13 protein-coding genes are annotated in these 17,570 nt (G+C 63.2%); 4 read left to right on the top strand and 9 right to left on the bottom strand.

The window, feature by feature from the left end:
- Positions 1-72: 72 nt before the first annotated feature.
- The 5 genes from RV1423_RS07830 to RV1423_RS07810 form a co-directional block, all read right to left on the bottom strand.
- A complete protein-coding gene (locus RV1423_RS07830) occupies positions 73-2,547 on the bottom strand; it encodes a TonB-dependent receptor (RefSeq protein ID WP_034295085.1) in 2,475 nt (824 codons plus the stop codon).
- Positions 2,548-2,645: 98 nt separating this feature from the next.
- Positions 2,646-3,698, bottom strand: coding sequence for a FecR family protein (locus RV1423_RS07825; protein WP_034295083.1), 1,053 nt, complete (start codon positions 3,696-3,698; stop codon positions 2,646-2,648).
- Between the two features lie 24 nt (positions 3,699-3,722).
- Positions 3,723-4,235, bottom strand: a complete 513-nt coding sequence (locus tag RV1423_RS07820; protein WP_034295081.1) for a sigma-70 family RNA polymerase sigma factor — start codon at positions 4,233-4,235, stop codon at positions 3,723-3,725.
- Positions 4,236-4,430: 195 nt separating this feature from the next.
- Complete coding sequence (gene ampC, locus RV1423_RS07815) at positions 4,431-5,615, bottom strand: class C beta-lactamase (protein WP_034295228.1); 1,185 nt, start codon at positions 5,613-5,615, stop codon at positions 4,431-4,433.
- A 200-nt stretch (positions 5,616-5,815) separates the two neighbouring features.
- Complete coding sequence (locus tag RV1423_RS07810; RefSeq protein WP_034295079.1) at positions 5,816-6,406, bottom strand: NUDIX domain-containing protein; 591 nt, start codon at positions 6,404-6,406, stop codon at positions 5,816-5,818.
- Between the two features lie 196 nt (positions 6,407-6,602).
- On the opposite strand from RV1423_RS07810, the gene RV1423_RS07805 reads away from it, so the two are divergent.
- Positions 6,603-7,358 carry a DeoR/GlpR family DNA-binding transcription regulator gene (locus tag RV1423_RS07805; protein WP_034295077.1) on the top strand — a complete coding sequence of 252 codons (756 nt, stop codon included), beginning with the start codon at positions 6,603-6,605 and terminating at the stop codon, positions 7,356-7,358.
- A 28-nt stretch (positions 7,359-7,386) separates the two neighbouring features.
- Here the strand turns inward: RV1423_RS07805 and RV1423_RS07800 are convergent, their stop codons facing one another.
- Together RV1423_RS07800 and norR are read right to left on the bottom strand one after the other, a co-directional pair.
- Positions 7,387-7,908, bottom strand: coding sequence for a nucleoside deaminase (locus RV1423_RS07800; protein WP_034295075.1), 522 nt, complete (start codon positions 7,906-7,908; stop codon positions 7,387-7,389).
- A 90-nt stretch (positions 7,909-7,998) separates the two neighbouring features.
- On the bottom strand, positions 7,999-9,561 hold the full coding sequence (gene norR, locus RV1423_RS07795; protein ID WP_081768739.1) for a nitric oxide reductase transcriptional regulator NorR: 1,563 nt from the start codon (positions 9,559-9,561) through the stop codon (positions 7,999-8,001).
- Positions 9,562-9,712: 151 nt separating this feature from the next.
- Between norR and hmpA the strand changes: the two genes are divergently transcribed.
- Positions 9,713-10,894, top strand: coding sequence for an NO-inducible flavohemoprotein (hmpA, locus tag RV1423_RS07790; protein ID WP_034295070.1), 1,182 nt, complete (start codon positions 9,713-9,715; stop codon positions 10,892-10,894).
- A 123-nt stretch (positions 10,895-11,017) separates the two neighbouring features.
- Here hmpA and RV1423_RS07785 read toward each other — a convergent pair whose 3' ends face one another.
- Complete coding sequence (locus tag RV1423_RS07785; protein ID WP_034295068.1) at positions 11,018-12,466, bottom strand: PLP-dependent aminotransferase family protein; 1,449 nt, start codon at positions 12,464-12,466, stop codon at positions 11,018-11,020.
- 214 nt (positions 12,467-12,680) lie between these two features.
- Between RV1423_RS07785 and RV1423_RS07780 the strand changes: the two genes are divergently transcribed.
- Positions 12,681-13,121 carry a carboxymuconolactone decarboxylase family protein gene (locus tag RV1423_RS07780; RefSeq protein WP_034295067.1) on the top strand — a complete coding sequence of 147 codons (441 nt, stop codon included), beginning with the start codon at positions 12,681-12,683 and terminating at the stop codon, positions 13,119-13,121.
- Between the two features lie 82 nt (positions 13,122-13,203).
- Entirely contained in the window at positions 13,204-15,918 is a 2,715-nt protein-coding gene (locus tag RV1423_RS07775) for a DNA translocase FtsK (protein WP_034295065.1), read from the top strand.
- Here RV1423_RS07775 and RV1423_RS07770 read toward each other — a convergent pair.
- Positions 15,915-17,480, bottom strand: coding sequence for a CYTH and CHAD domain-containing protein (locus tag RV1423_RS07770; protein WP_034295063.1), 1,566 nt, complete (start codon positions 17,478-17,480; stop codon positions 15,915-15,917). The two genes, RV1423_RS07775 and RV1423_RS07770, sit on opposite strands and share 4 nt — an antisense overlap.
- Positions 17,481-17,570 lie beyond the last annotated feature (90 nt).

The following is a 17,570-nucleotide window of genomic DNA, read 5'->3' as shown; positions in this document are numbered from 1 at the left end:
GGGCGGTCTTGCCCGTTTCATTCCTGGACAAGACCGCCGGCAGGTTGACTATTCAGTCCGGCAGCCGGTGGATCAGAAATCCATCTTGGCGCTGAGACTGAAGGTGCGCGGATCGCCGGGCTTGATCCAGTTTTCGTACTGGTATTCCCAGTAATGCTTGTCGGTCAGGTTGTTGATGGCCGCGCGGAAAGTCGTGTCGGTCTTGCCGATGCGGGTCGTGTAGCTGGCGCCTAGATTGAACAGCGTGTAGCCGGACAGCTTGATGTCGTTGGCGGCGCGCAGCATGGTGGCGCCGGTGTACTTGGCGTCGGCCGAGAGCTTCAGGCCGCTCACTTGCGGCACCAGGTAAGCCGCTTGTCCGGCGACGACGAAGTCGGGCGCGCCTGCCACGCGGTTGCCGTTGTAGGTCAGCCCTTTCTTGTATTCGGTGTCGAGCAGCATCAGGTTGCCCGATACCCGCCAGTCGCGGCCGGGCTGGACGGCGGCGCCGAGTTCCAGGCCTTGATAGACCGACTGGCCGTCCTGCACCAGCGCCCTGGTTGCCGGGTCGGTGTATTCCGCGCTGCGTTCGATGCGGAACAAGGCCGCCGTGGCGCTCCAGCGTTCCTGTCCGGTTTTGACGCCGACTTCGTATTGCTTGCTGGTCAGGGGCTTGAGCGTGGATCGGTAGTTGGAATTATCGATCGTGGGAATGCCTCCCTGCTCCAGCGATTCGACATAGCTGGTGTAGACGGTGGTGCCGGGCTCAGGCTTGAACATCAGCGCCAGCGTCGGCGTGACGACGCCGTCTTTCTTGTATTGGGCGGTGCGCGCGCCGGTCACGCCGTAGCTGTTCTGCTCGAAATCGGTGTAGCGCAGGCCGGCCAGCAGCGACCATCGCTCGGAGAATTTGAGCGTGTCGCTGGCGAACAGGGCCTGTTGCCGGATGTCGGAATCGTGATACGTGCGCAGGTCGGTCGCGCTGTAGTAGTCGTTGAGGTTCTGCCGGTACAGATTGCCGCTGCCGATCGACTGGTAGAAGCTGCTGATCGTGTAATCGTTGACCTGTTTTTGCCAGGAGGCGCCGAACACCAGTTGGTGTTCGATGAAGCCGGTGCGGGCCTGTCCTTCCAGTATGCCTTGCCAGTAGTCGAAGACATGTCCTTCGCGGCTGTCCGAACGGGTATCGCCATAGTCGCCGGCAGCATTGGCCAGGTATAGCGCGGATTCATTGCGGCTGCGCCTGGACGTGCTGTGGCTGTAGTTCAGGCTGAGTTTCCAGTCGGGATTGATGGCGTATTTCAGGCCGGTCGCATAGAACTGGAAATTGGTGTTCAGATGCTGCCCCTTGCCCTGCAGCGACTGGTTGTCGGCGGCCGGCACGGCGGGCAGGACGCCGCCGGTAATCTTGCTGGTGCTGATCGACGGCGTCTGGTCGTCGGAGTTGCGGTTGTGGTACATGGACTGGAATTCCCAGCTCAGATCGCGTGTGAGCCTGGCGTCCAGCGCCAGTGAAACGGTGTCGCGGCGGACGCCGCCGTCGTTGAAGGTCGCGCCTTGCTCATGCGTCGCATTGAGCCGGTATCCGAACATGCCATCCCGGCCGAACCGGCCGCCGAGGTCGACGTGCTCGCTCCAGATATTATCGGACCTGAAACCGATGTCGATGCTGCGCACGGGTTCGTCGGCCGATCCCGGCGGCCTTTTGGTGACGTAGTTGATCATGCCGCCCGGCGCGCCGAAACCGTACATGTAGCCCGACGACCCCTTGAGCAAGTCGATCTGTTCGAAATGCTCGTAGGGCAAGGTGATGGCGTAGCTCATGAACGGCCGGCCGTCGATGCGGTACGCATTCTGCCAGTCCAGCGGCAAGCCGCGCACGGTGACGTAGCTGGCCCAACTGCTGTAGCCGCCGCTGTTGTCCGTGACCGATGCATCCAGCGCAAAGACGTCGCCCAGCTTGGCGACCTGACGCTCCGCCAGATCTTCGCCTTTGACGACGGTCATGGAAAACGGCGTGTCCAGTTGCGAGCGGGTGCCGAGCGCGCCGCTGGATACGCGTTCGCTGAGGTGCAGGCTGTTTTCCGCGGCGGCGGTCACGCTCACCATCGGCAGGCTGCTGCTGTCGTTGCGTCCGTCCTGACGGGACGCAACGAGGACGTAACCGGCGTCGGTCTTACGCATTTCGTACCCCGTATCGCGCAGCAGGAGGCGGAACCCCTCCTCCACGCCGTAGCTGCCCTTGAGACCGGCGCTTTGCCTGCCCTGCAGCCTGTCGGCGTCGACGGCAATCGCAATGCCGGATTGCTGGGCGTAGCGATTCAACGCATCGGCCAGCGGGCCGGCCGGGATGTCGTAGGAAATGTTTTGCGTCGCCGTCTGCGCATGGGCCTGGACCGCGATACCGCCCGCCAGCGCGGCGGACAGGCTCAGCCGTGCGGCAAACGCGAGCGGCTTGAGATTGAAACGGGAATGCTGCCGGGAGACGGCTGCGGTCTTTATGGCGGCTGTCTTTGCGGAAGTGAAACCTTGGCGCTGCATGATGAAGACTCTCTTTTCGTTGGTCATGCCTTCTTGACGCGCGACAAACCAAAAGCGGAACCGCTTTCTGAAAATAATCTGAAGATTTTGTCGGCACGGCTTGCATGGCGTTCCCTTTGCCGATGCTAAGGCCGTACCGGCGCGTCCACCCGCACCAGATACGGCGACAGCATGCGGATGCGCAGTGCCGGAAAACTGTGGCTCAGCAATTGCAAGGCGCGTCCGGTATCGTCCAGCGGCAGCACCGCCGAGACTCTGATGTCCTCAATCTGTGCGCGGTCGTAGCTGATGGCGCCGGGGCGATAACGGTCCAGCGCATCGAGCACGTCCGGCAGGCGCTGGTTCTGCACCACCAGTTGGTGGAATTTCCAGGCGTCCGCAATGCTGCGGACATCGATGTCTTGCGGCGGGCCGACGCGGTCGGCGTGGATGCGGACACGCTGGCCGGCGTTGACCACCGTGGCGACTTCGTCGTGGACGGCGATCTGGTCGGCAGTGCGCACCTCCACACGCGACTCCAGCATGCTGAGCACGGTGGCGTCGGCTTCGCGGCTGACCACAAAACGCGTGCCGAGCGCACGGATGCGGCCATGTGCGGTTTCAACCACGAACGGACGTCCCGGATCCCTGGCGACCTCGACCAGTATCTCGCCCCGCACCAGTTCCAGCACGCGGCGTTTGGCGTCGTAATGCAGGTTGACCGCGCTGGCGCTGTTCAAGGTGACGCTGGTGCCGTCTTCCAGCACGCGGTTTTCCCACTTGCCGGTGGCGGTGCGCATGTCGGCCGTCAGGTAGGCCGGAGGAAAAGCCTTGAGCGCCAGCCACATCGGCAAGCCCAGCAGCATGGCGGCGACAATTGCGATGCCCGCGCGCCTTGTGCGTTTGCGCCCGAGGTCGAAAGCAGCGTCGAGCGCGGCGTGCGCCGGCCGGGCCTGGCCGCCGTCGGCGCCGCGCACGCCCTGGACGCAGCCGATGAAGCCTTGCAGCCGCGCGGCCATGTCGGCATGACGCGGATCGACCTTCTTCCACGCATCGAAACCGCTACGGGCAGCGGCGCGAACGGCTTCGTCGTCGGCGCTCAGTTGCACGATCCATTGCGCCGCCTGCTCGGCAACGGCCTCTTCCGTCGACGCCGTGTCGGCGGCCGTCGCGGTGTCCGCTCCGATATCGCGCTTCATGATCCTATGCTCATGATCGTGGATTCATGGCTGCGCCAGGCGGCATTTGACCAGCGCCTGGACCAGGTATTTTTGCACCATGCGCGTGGACACACCGAGTTCCATCGCCACCTCGGCATGCGGCCTGCCATCGAGGTAATGCAGCAGGAAGGCCTTGCGCGCCTTGTCGGAAACCGCCAGCAAAGCCGCGCAGATCTGCTCCAGCGCCTCGACCGCAAGCAGGATGTCTTCCGGGCCGGGATGCCCTTCGGCGTTCTCGGCCAGCAATGCCAGTTCGGCCAGATAGGATTGTTCGATCAGTTGCCGCCGCGCGCGATCGAAAATCAGTCGTTTGGCGGTGACGGTCAGGTAGGCGCGCGGCTCGCGCATGCCGAGCAAGGCATCGCGCGAGGCGATGATGCGCAGGAAAGTATCCTGCGCGACATCGGCGGCATTGTGCGAACACCCCAGCCTTTTTCGCAGCCAGCCGTACAGCCAGCCATGATGGCTGCTGTAGAACGCATGCAGGTCTGGCTGGCAAAAGGAGGATTCGGCCACGGGCGATCTAGAATTAAATAGAAATAATTCTCATTATAATTCAAGATCAATCCCCACTACAATCCCCCGCATTGTAAAGAGACAGGTCGAGCGCCGCTTTCGGCGCGGCTTTCAGGGTAATTTATTGATTGGAAACAAGGCTGTCCGCCACGGCCCGGCGCCGAGCAGGCGGGACAAGAATCCCCGCCTTCGCCGCTATTTCAAGGATGCCGCCTGTGCATCCAGCACCGTCAATATCCGATACGCTGCGGTCACGCGCGGGGCGATAGGATACGACTTGTTGGCGAAGATGACCACGCCGATTTTCCTGGCCGGCACGAAGGCCGCGTACACTGCGAAGCCGTTGGTTGAGCCGGTTTTGTTGATCAGCACGTTGGCCTGCGGCGGCAAGGGAGGATTCAAGGCCTCCGCCTTCACGTCCTGATAAATAAAGGCATCGGAATTGCCGGCCAGGACCTGCTTGAGTTCCGTCGGATACGGATATTGCTCCCAGATCAGGTCTTGCGTCATTTCGCCGGCCTTGAAATAGCCGGTGTGGGTATTCATCAGTGCGCGGCCCAGTTTGTCGTCAAGTCCGGTCGTGTCCATGTTGGCTTCGATGAAGCGGATCATGTCGGCAGTATTGGATTTGACGCCGTAAGCTTCGGAGGAAAGCATCCCCGGATTGAGCCGGACCGGCGCATCGTTCTTGTTGTATCCCTGGGCGTAGCCGGCCATTTGCGCGGCCGGTACATGGAGGTAGCTGTGCATCATGCCGAGCGCGGGGAACAGTTTCTTTTCCAGGGCGTCGTCGAAGGACATGTTCAGGCTTTTGGCGGCGATCACGCCGAGCATGCCGACGCTGGCGTTCGAGTATGTGCGGTAAGTGCCAGCCGCATGCCTGGGTCGCCAGCTTTTGTAGTACGCCATCAGTTGGCGGGTGTCCTTGATGTTTTCCGGGATCTGCAAGGGCAAACCGCCGGCGGTATGGGTGCCGAGGTTGATCAGGGTGATCTTGTCGAAACTGCTGCCCTGCAAGGACGGCAGATACTTGTCGGCGCTATCGGACAAGGCGAGCGCGCCGTCAGCTTGCGCATAGGCAGCCAGCGTCGCGGTGAAGGTCTTGCTCAGGGAGCCGATTTCAAACAATGTCTGGCTGGTCACCGGCTTGCGGGTTTCCTTCGAGGCCACGCTGTAGTTGTAAAAGTACTGCCGGCGGTCGACGGTTACCGCGACCGCCATGCCCGGTATGGCGTATTGCTGCATCAGCGGCCGGATCGCCTCATCGACGACAGGCCCGATGTCCGTTCCGGCGGCGTTGCCGGCGGTTGCCGGTCCTGCGGCCGCCAGGCATGCCAGGATCGATAGCAGCGTTGTCGTCTTCATCGTTTTGCGGAGCATCACTTCCCTTTCAAACAATTGCATAACGCTCAATGGTAACAACACGGCGTTTGGGAAAGCCGATGCAAGCCCAATAAAAAAAGCAAAACAGAATTTATTAAGCAGGCAAAAGGGAAATATTTGATTTAAAAATCAAATCGCAGACAAACGAGGCTGCAACCGGAAGCGCATGATGCAATCTTGCATGCCGCTATCCTCGCTTAATTCGGCCCCGCGCCGAACAAGTGCAACTGCGCATACTGCAGCAGCATGATGGTCTTACCGTCGGCGATTTCGCCCTCGGCGATCATCATCAGGGCCTGCTGGATCGGTACTTCCATCACTTCGATGTCCTCCCCTTCGGCGATATTGCCGCCGCCCTCGCCCGCACGCTCGTCCGAAGCATATTCGCCGACGAAGAAATGCAGCTTCTCGGTGACCGAGCCGGGACTCATGAACACCTCGAACACCTTGCGCACCGCGCCGACGCGATAGCCGGTTTCTTCTTCCACTTCTTCGCGGATGCGCTGTTCGGGGCTGGCGTTGTCGAGCAGCCCGGCCGGCGTTTCGACCAGGAAGCCATCGTGCCCGTCGCGATACGTCGGGAACCGGAATTGCCGGATCAGGATCACCGTGCGCTTTTGCAGGTTGTACAGCAGGATGGTGGCGCCGTTGCCGCGGTCGTAGGTTTCCCGGTTGAGCGTCTGCCAGACGCCGTCGGCGCGGCGGTAGTCGAAGGTGGTTTTCTTCAGCAGGTACCAGTCGTCGGACAGTACTTCAACGTTGCGGATGCGGACGCGCTCGTTTTCCATCGGTTTGCTCCTGTGCGGTGAGGACATGATTGCGGGCGCCAAGCTTGTCGGCTTTTGCCTGTTTTTTATAAATTATCATGCAATATCGTGAAACATCAAGAATAATCGTGCAATAATTATTAAAATTCTTCACGAACATGCACGAATCTGCACGTCTTCTTGTACACTAGGCCGCCTTCTTCGATTGGATATCCGCATGCTGACCAGCCAAAGAAAAAAGCATCTCCTCGACCTGCTGAGCCGGGACGGCCGCATCATCGCCAAGCCCGTGAGCGAGCAACTGGAAGTCTCGGAAGACACGATCAGAAGGGATTTGCGCGAACTCGCCAAGGAAGGATTGCTGCGCCGCGTGCATGGCGGCGCCCTGCCGATGACGCCGCCGATGGTGATGTTCGCCAATCGCCAGCACATCGAACCGGGCGCCAAGGCCGACATCGGCCGCGCGGCGGCGGCATTGGTGCTGCCGGGCCAGGTGGTGTTCATCGACGGCGGCACGACCTGCGTACAACTGGCGCGCCATCTGGCGCCGGACCTGAAGGCTACGGTCGTCACGCACAGCCCGTCGATTGCGGTCGAGCTGGCCGGCCATGCGCATATCGAGGTCATCATCATCGGCGGCAAACTGTTCAAGCATTCCGTCGTGGCGATGGGCAGCGGCACCGTCGATGAAATCGCCCGCGTGCGCGCCGATCAGTATTTCATGGGCGTGTGCAGCCTGCATCCGCGCACCGGCATCACCTCGCTGGATTTTGAGGAAGCCTGCATCAAGCGCGCCTTCAGCCGCGCCGCCGCCGAGACCGTCGTGCTGGCTTCGCCGGACAAGCTGGAAACCACTTCGCCTTTCGAGATCGTCCCGCTGGCCGAAGTCGGCCGCATCGTCGTCAATCGCGATACCGCGCCCGGACTGATCGCGCCGTATCAGGCCCAGGGCATCGACATCACCTTCGCCTGATTTCCGCTTGCCGCTTGCCGCGCCAGCCTCAGCGCGCGGCCCAGAAGCTTTGCTGCAAGGCGACGATGTCTTCCACCATCTCATCCGGCATCGGTCCGATCAGTTCGACCGGCTTCTGGCAATGGTCGAAGACGTAGCGCGAGTCGACGCTCATGGTCGGGTTTTCCTTGTGCGCGCCGGTGACGTCCAGCAACCGGCGCTCGGTCATGCCGTACACCACGCGACCGATGTTGGCCCAATAGGCGGTGCCGGCGCACATGCAGCACGGCTCGACCGAGGTGTACAGCGTGCAGCTCCACAGGAACTCCGGCGAATAATTCAACGCAGCCGTACGCGCCAGCACCGCTTCGGCGTGGTTGACGGTATCGACGTTGCATTGCTCCATCAGCACCGTTTCCTGGTCGGGGCCGACCAGGATAGCGCCGAACGGGTGATGGCCGATGCTGACGGCGCGCCTGGCGACTTCGTTCGAACGATGCAGGTGGCGGCGGATCTGGTCGGCCGTCGGCGTCAGGCCCTGGGCCGGATAAAGCGTTGAATGGTCGTGCATGGTCCTCTCCCGATACGGTGAAACGCTCCCTGCGCGTTCAAGCAATCGACGTGCCAGAACCTGCCGCAGGCAATCGATAATCCCCGTCTTTCACTTCAATCCGAGTCGTCTGGCCATGCGATTGAGATTGGCGCGATCCACGCCCAGTTCACGCGCGGAGGAAGCCACGTTGCCGCCGTTGCGCGCCAGGCTGGCGCTGATCAGGCGCCGTTCGTAGGCGCTCACGGCGTCGCGCAGGCTGCTGCCGTTTTGCAGGTCGAGTTCGGACTGGATCTGCTCTTCATGCTGCGCCGCCTGCAACGGCGTTTTTTCATTGGCAAGATCGAAATCCTCCGCCGTCAGCGTCAGGATGCGCGGCCGTTCGGGATGCTTGCCGAGCGCCTTGAGCGCCGTGCGCGCGATCACGTGTTCGAGCTCGCGCACGTTGCCGGGCCAGCGGTAGCTCAGCAGGACTTCCTGCGCATCGGTCGCCAGGCGCAGGCTCAGCAAGCCGAGCCGGAAACGGTTCTCTTCGAGGAAAAAACCGCTGATCAGCAGGATGTCGTGGCCGCGTTCGCGCAGCGGCGGCGCCGCCAGCGGATAGACGCTCAGGCGATGATAGAAGTCGGCGCGGTAGCGGCCCAACCGCACTTCTTCTTCCAGGTCGCGGTTGGTGGCGGCGATCACGCGCACGTCGACCTTGTGTTCCTCATCCGACCCGACACGCTGGATCTGGCCGCTTTGCAATGCGCGCAACAGCTTGGCCTGCACCGCCAGCGACAACTCCCCGACTTCGTCCAGGAACAGCGTACCGCCGTCGGCCAGTTCGAACTTGCCGCGCCGGTCGCCGACCGCGCCTGAAAACGCGCCGCGCACATGGCCGAACAGTTCGCTCTCGACCAGGGTTTCCGGCAAGGCCGCGCAATTGATGCTGATGATGGGTTTGCGCGCGCGCGGCGACGCGGCGTGGATGGCGTTGGCGATCAGTTCCTTGCCGGTGCCGGTCTCGCCGGCGATCAGCACGGTCATGTTGCTCGGCCCGGCCAGCCGGACTTCTTTCATCATGCGCTTGTGTGCCGGACTCTGGCCGATCAGCTCGCGCCGGCTCTGGTTGGCGGCCAGCCGGTAAGCTTCGGCGCGCTGGCGTTCCTGTTCGCTGGTTTCGGCGAGATCGTGAATGCGCTCGGCGACGTTGACCGTGACTGCCGCCAGGCTGGCAAAGGCCTGCAACGAGGCCGGATCGACCGCATCGAAGCGCCCCGGCGCCAACGCATCGAGCGTCAGCAAACCCCAGGGCCGGCCGTTCATGGTGATCTGGCAGCCCATGCAGTCATGCACGTGCAGCTCGCCGGAATGCGCCTCGACCAGCCCGTCATAAGGATCGGGCAAGGAAGAATTGGCGGGGAAACGGGTCGGCGGAAGATTGGAAAGCAGCACCCGAAAACGCGGATGCTCGCTCACGCGAAAACGCCGGCCGAGCGTGTCGCTGGAGAGACCGTTGATCGCCAGCGGCACCAGCACCTCGCCGTCGAGCCGCAACAAGGCCGCGGCGTCGCAGGGAAACAGCATGCGCAAGCTATCCAGCAGACGCCGGTAACGCTCGCTGTCATGCAGCTCGCGCGACAGATCGGCCATCAGGGGAATCAACGCGTCCAGTAAAAGCTTGGGAGTCATTTTTACCCTTATAGAGTCGATATGACTCAGGTCGATTTGACTCGGTCATTTTATAAGCGACTGATTATAAAAGATTTTTACTCTGGCATGGAGTTTGATTAGAAAAGAAAAAACCAAGATTCGAGTCCTCCACCACTGAAAGGCAATCCACATGCTATCCGATGCCCACCGCGCCATCGTCAAGTCCACCGTTCCCCTGCTGGAAAGCGGCGGCGAAGCACTGACCACCCATTTCTACAAAATGCTGATGCGCGACTATCCGCAAGTCATCCCGCTGTTCAACAAGGCCCACCAGGGCAGCGGCGACCAGCAGCGCGCGCTGGCCAACGGCGTGTTGATGTATGCGCGCCATATCGATCGACTGGAACAGCTCGGCGACCTGGTCGCCACCATCGTCAACAAACACGTCGCGCTGCAAATCCTGCCCGAGCATTATCCGATGGTCGGCGATTGCCTGCTGCGCGCGATCCGCGAAGTGCTGGGCGCCGAGATCGCCACCGACCAGGTCATCGAAGCCTGGGGCGCGGCCTACCAGCAACTGGCCGAGATCCTGATCGGCGCCGAAGAAGGCATGTACGCCAACACGGAAAAAGCTGAAGGCGGCTGGCGCGGCCTGCGCAAGTTCGTGGTGGCGCGGCGCGTCGACGAGAGCGATGAGATCACCTCGTTCTATTTCGCCCCCGAAGACGGCAAGCCCATCCTGGGTTACCGGCCCGGCCAGTACATCGGCGTGCGCGTCGATGTCGACGGCGAGGAAATGCGCCGCCAGTATTCGCTGTCGGCCGCGCCGGACAAACAGATGTATCGCATCAGCGTCAAGCGCGAGCCGGGCGGCAAGGTGTCGAATTACCTGCACGACCACATGACGGTCGGCCAGACCATCGACCTCATGCCGCCGTCGGGCGAATTCACGCTGGCGGCCGGCGACAAGCCGCTGGTGCTGATCAGCGGCGGCGTCGGCATTACGCCGATGCTGGCGATGCTGGATGCGGCGCTGCCGGGCAATCGGCCGGTGATCTTCATCCACGCCGCGCGCCACGGCGGCGTACATGCCTTCCGCGAGAAAATCGACGAGCTGGCGCAAAGGCATCCGCAACTGCAACGTTTCTTCTGCTACGAGCAGCAGCGCGAACAGGATCCGGCGCCGCACGCCGTCGGCTACATCGACCGCGACAAGCTGGCCGGCTGGCTGCCGGCATCGCGGGATGTGGATGCGTATTTCGTCGGTCCCAAAGCCTTCATGAAGGCCGTCAAGCGCCATTTGCAAGCGCTGGGCGTGCCGGCTGCGCAAAGCCGCTACGAGTTTTTCGGCCCGGCTTCGTCGCTCGACTGATCCGCCGCGGATTGCACCGCCGGAGCGACGGGGAAGTGAAAACCGCTGTCGTCAACACCATCCTGGTCGTTCCGGCGAAAGCCGGAACCCAGTGACGTCCGCCAATAACGGACCGGGACCGGGCTATGCACTCAGTTCCGTCAAAATCGTCTTCACCCGCCCCAGCGCCACTTCGATATCGAGCGATTCGATGGCGCCGTAACCGAAAAACAGCGCCGGCTGCGGTTTGAGCCTGTAATAAAACTCGTCCAGCGTGTACAGCGCGACATCGACGCGGCGCGCCAGCCGGACCAACTGCGCCATATCGACCTCGGCCGTCATCGTCGCCGCCAGATGGAAGCCGGCAACCGTCGGCACCGCGCGCATCCACGGTTTGAGGTCGCCGTTGAGCGCGGCATGCAGTTTTTCGCGCCGCGCGACATAGATGTCATGGCAACGGCGAATGTGCTTTTGCAGATGGCCGTCATCAATGAACCTGGCCAGCGCCCATTGCGTCATGGTCGGCGTATGCCAGTCCGACAGCCCCTTGGCGATCGTCATGGCGCGCCGGATCGCCGGCGGCGCGATCACATAGCCCACGCGCAGATCGGGGTGCATGACCTTGGAGAACGTGCCGACGAAGGCCACCAGGCCGTCCTGATCCATGCTTTGCAGGGAATCCATCGGCCGTCCCTCGTAGCGGAACTCGCTGTCGTAATCGTCTTCGACGACAATCGCCCGCAGTTCACGCGCACGCACCAGCAAGGCTTCACGCCGCGCCGGGCTCATCGGCATGCCGAGCGGGAACTGATGCGCCGGCGTCACGTAGATCAGGCGCGCGCCATCCGGAATCAGGTCGACCCGAATGCCTTCGTTGTCGACCGGAACGGCCGCCACCTCCGCGCCCTGAGCGGCAAACAGCACGCGCGCCGGCGGATAGCCAGGATCTTCCACCGCCACCACGCTGCCGGGCTCCACCAGCACGCGCGCGATCAGGTCCAGCGCCTGTTGCGCGCCATTGGTGACGAGCACGTCGGCGGCCGTGCATTGCACTCCGCGCGAAAACGACACATGGCGCGCAATCGCCTCCCGCAGCGCCGGCAGCCCTTCCGTTTCCGCATAGACGCCGCGCGACTCGCCGCTCTGGCGCAAGCCGTGCAGGACGCACTGGCGCCACGCTGCCTGCGGGAACTGCCGGCGCGTCGGAATGCCGCCGAGAAAATCGTATTGCGAGCGTGTTTCGGGACCGACATGCCGCATCGACAAGGGAAAAGATTGCTTCAACCAGTGCGCAAGGATGTTCCCTGCGGCGAGGTCCCTGCTTTCAAAGCGCTTCGGTTTGGGCCTGGCGTCGGCCGGCGTGTTGACGAAAGTGCCGCTGCCGGTCCGGCCGACCAGCAGCTTTTCCAGCGTCAGGCGGCTATAGGCTTCGGACACGGTCTTGCGCGACAGGCCCAGTTGCGTGGCCAGCAGGCGCGACGGCGGCACCTGCTCGCCCGGCGCCAGGCGGCCGGTCCGGATGGCCTCGCGCAACTGGCGGTATACCTGCCCGGCCAGGTCCTTGTTGCCTTCAATGACGATGTGCAGCTCCATGCCCGTGTCCGCTTCCCGAGGTTCGTCTTGTTTGTATTGACCGGAGAGATTCTAGCGGAGCAGATAGGAGTGGCCTCCTCATTTTTATAAAAATTGGTTATCCGCGGCGAGCATTGGCCTCCTTAAGATGACGTCATCGGCTCGGCGATCAAGCGCATGCAAGCCCGATTCGCAACGACTTTCATTGACTGACTTATCTTAAAGGAGCACTACCATGGAACAACGCGTCGATTTCTACAAAGCATCCCCGGAAGTTCTCAAAGCCATGATCGGACTCGAAAACACCGTCGGCAAACTGGGGCTGGAAACCTCCCTGCTGGAACTGGTCCGCCTGCGCGCCTCGCTGATCAACGGCTGCGCCTTCTGCGTCGACATGCACACCGCCGACGCCCGCAAGGCCGGCGAGACCGAACGCCGCCTGTACGCCGTGCCGGTCTGGCGCGAAACGCCGTTCTTCACCGAACGCGAACGCGCCGCCCTGGCCTGGACCGAATCGCTCACGCTGATTGCGCAGACCGGCGCCCCCGACGAAGACTACGCGCTGGTGCGCGCGCAGTTCAGCGACGCCGAACTGGTCAACCTGACCCTGGCCATCAACACCATCAATAGCTGGAACCGCTTTGCCATCGGCTTCCGCAAGATGCCGGCGGCATAAGGAATCCGCATTCGGGCCGGATCTTTCTCACGCGCGCGACGGAAATTTCAGATTAGGCCCCGGCTTCCTGTAAACTTCCGGGATGCGTATATTTTTATTTGACTGGTTCGGCTGGTCGTTCTTGTGGATTCTGCCGCTGGCCGGCAGGGTCTTGCTGTCCCTCATTGCAGGCCGCGGCGTCGGCGGACGCGGCTCCATTCGCATCTGGCTGGGCACGCTGGCGATCCTGTGCGCCAGCAGTGCGATCGAAGCCATGCTGAGGACGCAAGGCGACGCCGTCCTCGAAAGCGATTTCGTCGGCCAGGCGCTGGCGCGCAACGTCACGCTCGCCTTCGGCAAGCTGATCGCCGTGATTGGCTTGATGGCAACCGGGCTGATCGGACTGTTCTGGCTGTTCGGCCGCAGCCGCAAATCCGGCGTTGCCGACGAAGCCATCGCCGGCCTGCCTGCGCAGGCGTCGGTGCCGCGCCGCACGCAAGCGCATATTCCGCCGGTCGTGCGCAATATGCCGGCCAGCCAGGCGGTCAAACCGCAACCGGCTTCCCCGCCCTTCGGCAACCTGACCCGCAAACGCGATCCCTGGCCGCTGCCCGGCGAACTGCCGCGCGCCGCCGATCCATCGCGCACGCCCGCCGGCAAATGGCCGGCGCCGCCGAAAACCCGGGAACAACCCCAACGTCCGGCGCGTCCGGCTTCCGAATGGGCCGCGTTTGAAGCGCTGCGCCCGACCCAGGCCATGCTGGCGCGCTCGGCCTCATCGGCGCCGCCGACCGCCGCGGAACCGGCCGCCACGCCTGTGCACACCGCGACGCCCAAGCCCTCGCTGGCCACCAGCATCATCAGCAAGCCGCGCATCACGCCGATCGCCGGCAGCAGCACCAAGGTCCGCATCAGTACCGCCAGCGATCGCAGCCAGGCCATTCCCACCTCGCTGAGCGCAACATTGCAGGCGCAGGCGGCGCCTGTCGCTGCCGCGCCGGTTGCACCGGTTATGCCCACTATGCCCGTTGCGCCGGAAACTGTTCCCGCCATGACACCCCAATTCGCGGCATCTCCGGCATCGCTCGACCTGCAAGAACCGGAGGCTGTGATTGCGCCCGAGCCTTTCCGCATCATCGAAACGCGGGTTGAGCCGACTTTCATTGAGTCGACTGTCGAGCCGGTGGCGGAAGCGCCGATAGTCCCATCCTTGTTTGCCGCGCCTGAAGAACCTCCCGCGGCCCCCGCCGCACCCATGCAAATCCGCACCTGGACGCAGGCGCCGACGACGCAGCCAGGCGCTCCTGCACCTACGCCGGCAACGCCCTACCGCCCCACCGCCATTCCCTTGCCAGGCATCGACCTGCTCGATCAGGGCAGCGACGCACCGGTGGAAATGGATGCGACCCAATTGGCCGAAATCGGCCAATTGATCGAACAGCGCCTGAAGGAATTCAAAGTCCCGGTGACCGTGCTGGGCGCCTATGCCGGCCCGGTGATCACGCGTTTCGAGATCGAACCGGCGCTGGGCGTGCGCGGCGCGCAGATCGTCAACCTGATGAAAGACCTGGCCCGCGCGCTCGGCCTGACCTCGATCCGCGTGGTCGAAACGATTCCCGGCAAAACCTGCATGGGGCTGGAACTGCCCAATCCCAAGCGGCAAATGATCCGCCTGGCCGAAATCATCCGTTCCGAAGCCTATGCGCGCTCGGCCTCGCACCTGACGCTGGCGATGGGCAAGGACATCACCGGCGTGCCGGTGGCGACCGACCTGGCGCGCGCGCCGCACATGCTGGTGGCCGGCACCACCGGTTCCGGCAAATCGGTGGCGATCAACGCCATGATCCTGTCGCTGCTGTACAAGGCCACGCCGGACGACGTGCGCCTGATCATGATCGATCCCAAGATGCTGGAATTGTCGGTCTACGACGGCATCCCGCACCTGCTGGCGCCGGTCGTGACCGACATGAAGCTGGCCGCGCATGCCTTGTCGTGGTGCGTCGCCGAGATGGACAAGCGCTATCGCCTGATGTCGGCGCTGGGCGTGCGCAACCTGGCCGGCTACAACCAGAAGATCGCCGACGGCATCGCCGCCGAGAGGCGCGTCAAGAATCCGTTCTCGCTGACGCCGGATGCGCCCGAGCCGCTCGATCCGCTGCCGATGATCGTGGTGGTGATCGATGAGCTGGCCGACCTGATGATGGTGGCCGGCAAGAAGATCGAAGAACTGATCGCCCGCCTGGCGCAAAAGGCCCGCGCCGCCGGCATCCATCTGATCCTGGCGACGCAGCGGCCGTCGGTCGACGTGATCACCGGCCTGATCAAGGCCAACATCCCGACGCGCGTGGCGTTCCAGGTGTCGTCCAAGATCGACTCGCGCACCGTGCTCGACCAGATGGGTGCGGAAACCCTGCTCGGCCACGGCGACATGCTGTTCCTGCCGCCGGGTTCGGGTTATCCGCAGCGCGTGCATGGCGCGTTTGTATCGGACGAGGAAGTGCATCGCGTGGTGGAACACCTGAAGGCGCACGGCGAACCGCAATACGAAGAAGCGATCCTGGCCGGGCCGGCCTCGGAAGATCCACAACAAGGCGATATGTTCGGCGATGCCGGCGACGAAGCCGATCCGCTGTACGACGAGGCTGTGGCTTACGTCACCCGCAGCCGGCGCGCATCGATCTCGTCGGTGCAGCGCCAGTTCCGCATCGGCTACAACCGCGCCGCACGGCTGGTGGAACAGATGGAAGCGTCGGGTATCCTGTCGTCGATGTCCAAGAGCGGCAGCCGCGACGTGCTGGCGCCGCCGCCACCTGATTAGGCCGTCGGCAGTTTCAGCGACGCAAACGCCTTCCACACGGCGGCCGCCTGTTTTTCCTTGCACGGCATCTGCGCCGCCATATAGCCGCGGATGAAACCTGCCGCCTGTTCCAGCTCGCCGTGCCGTTGCGCCAGTTCCAGCAGCATGGGCGTGCTGCTGGCGGCATCGGTGATCCGGCCTAGGCTGTCCTGCAGGGACGTCAGCCCCTGCAGGTAGCGCTGCATGCGCTTGCCTGGAAAACAGGAAACGAAAAATTCCGCCGGATAACGCGCTTTCTTCACAGCGATGCGCAAGCGGTGGAGCGCCGCCGGGGATATCCGGTTATCCTTGCTCCGGCCTGGATCGCGCTGCAGCAGCTTGCGCTGCCGGGAGCGTATCTTTTCTTCGCCGAATCGCCTGAGCGATCCCGGTTGCACCGCGGCGCCGTCCGCCGCCACCGTTTGCAAGGTCTGCAACCATGACGCCAGCATCAGCATCAGGCGCGAATAGGCTACCGAGCCGATCATGGCGGCCGCATGCCGATGTTGCAGCCGGGCGTGCACCACTGCGCGCTGGCGCAGTTGCTCCAGTTGCGACTCTTCCGGAAACGCATGGGCAATGGCGTGAATCGTTTCATGCGCCAGCACGTCCCAGTCGCGCGCGGCGCCAAGCGCCTTGTTGACGCCCGCCAGTTGCCGCCGCAACGGTTCGGGACAAGCCACCTGCCGCCGGAACATGGCGATGCAGGATTGCAGCCTGCGCAGCCCGACGCGCATCTGATGCAGGCATTCCACGCTGCCGGGGTGATATCCCCTGGCGCCTTCCGCGACAACGCCGGCTTCATTACGCTGCACGTGGGTCATGCAGTTGCGGACGATGGCCTGCACGCCTTCGATGAGGGAGACATGCGGGTCGAAAACGAGCGGCTCGCTCTTCCATATTTCTGCCGGCACCATGTCGCCGGCCGGTTGGCGCAGCGCGAAGCCGCACTCGGCCTTGCTGGCGTTGCAGCCAATGACGGGAATGTCCTCTTGCAAGGCCAGCGCGAAATCGAACAGTTCGCCGGGCTCGCCCGATTTCAGTTCAAGCTCGATTTCGCTGATGACCGTCTGGCGCTCGCCGCTGTCGACGAAACCCTGGTCGAGCGCGAGCTCCACTTCCGCGCCGCGCGGCAGGCGCAGCATCCATGCGGTGCGCCTGAAACTGGTCGTGAACACCTCTTGCAGCCGCGCCGCCAGACCGGGCGCTTCCAGCAGCAGCCGCGCCGCCGGTTCGTCGACCAGCGGCAGCAACGACGCCAGTTCGACTTGCCGGCCTTTGACCGCGCACTCCCATTCATGGCGCTGATGCAGACCCGCATCAACGCGTCCGCCGCCCTTGAGCGTCTGGATCCAGGAACGTCCGAGCTTGCGCACGCGCAAGGCCGCCTGATGCTGCTTCAGGTACAGGTCGGGCGTATCGAAATAGGTGCTGACGAGCTGTTGCGACACCGGTTTGCCGCAGGAAAATTCCTTCAGCAGGCGATGGCGGCGGAACGCGCCGACATCTTCCGGCGCAATAAGCAGTTTGAGTTCGATTTCCATCGCGCCAGTCTACTCCTGCCGCGCATCCTCTGCGAATACGGGCGCGGCGGGCATTATTCCTCTATCATGTCGGACCTCTTCAATTTCCTG

This window comes from Herbaspirillum sp. RV1423 (assembly GCF_000577615.1).
In the GTDB taxonomy this organism is placed as follows: Bacteria; Pseudomonadota; Gammaproteobacteria; order Burkholderiales; family Burkholderiaceae_D; genus Herbaspirillum.
This window is presented reverse-complemented; position numbering and strand designations above follow the sequence as displayed.

Excerpts from the sequence above, each read along its gene's own strand:
- RV1423_RS07830 (WP_034295085.1), bottom strand. The coding sequence starts at position 2,547 with ATGACCAACGAAAAGAGAGTCTTCATCATGCAGCGCCAAGGTTTCACT.
- RV1423_RS07825 (WP_034295083.1), bottom strand. The coding sequence starts at position 3,698 with ATGAAGCGCGATATCGGAGCGGACACCGCGACGGCCGCCGACACGGCG.
- ampC (WP_034295228.1), bottom strand. The coding sequence starts at position 5,615 with ATGCTCCGCAAAACGATGAAGACGACAACGCTGCTATCGATCCTGGCA.
- RV1423_RS07810 (WP_034295079.1), bottom strand. The coding sequence starts at position 6,406 with ATGGAAAACGAGCGCGTCCGCATCCGCAACGTTGAAGTACTGTCCGAC.
- RV1423_RS07805 (WP_034295077.1), top strand. The coding sequence starts at position 6,603 with ATGCTGACCAGCCAAAGAAAAAAGCATCTCCTCGACCTGCTGAGCCGG.
- RV1423_RS07800 (WP_034295075.1), bottom strand. The coding sequence starts at position 7,908 with ATGCACGACCATTCAACGCTTTATCCGGCCCAGGGCCTGACGCCGACG.
- norR (WP_081768739.1), bottom strand. The coding sequence starts at position 9,561 with ATGACTCCCAAGCTTTTACTGGACGCGTTGATTCCCCTGATGGCCGAT.
- hmpA (WP_034295070.1), top strand. The coding sequence starts at position 9,713 with ATGCTATCCGATGCCCACCGCGCCATCGTCAAGTCCACCGTTCCCCTG.
- RV1423_RS07785 (WP_034295068.1), bottom strand. The coding sequence starts at position 12,466 with ATGGAGCTGCACATCGTCATTGAAGGCAACAAGGACCTGGCCGGGCAG.
- RV1423_RS07780 (WP_034295067.1), top strand. The coding sequence starts at position 12,681 with ATGGAACAACGCGTCGATTTCTACAAAGCATCCCCGGAAGTTCTCAAA.
- RV1423_RS07775 (WP_034295065.1), top strand. The coding sequence starts at position 13,204 with ATGCGTATATTTTTATTTGACTGGTTCGGCTGGTCGTTCTTGTGGATT.
- RV1423_RS07770 (WP_034295063.1), bottom strand. The coding sequence starts at position 17,480 with ATGGAAATCGAACTCAAACTGCTTATTGCGCCGGAAGATGTCGGCGCG.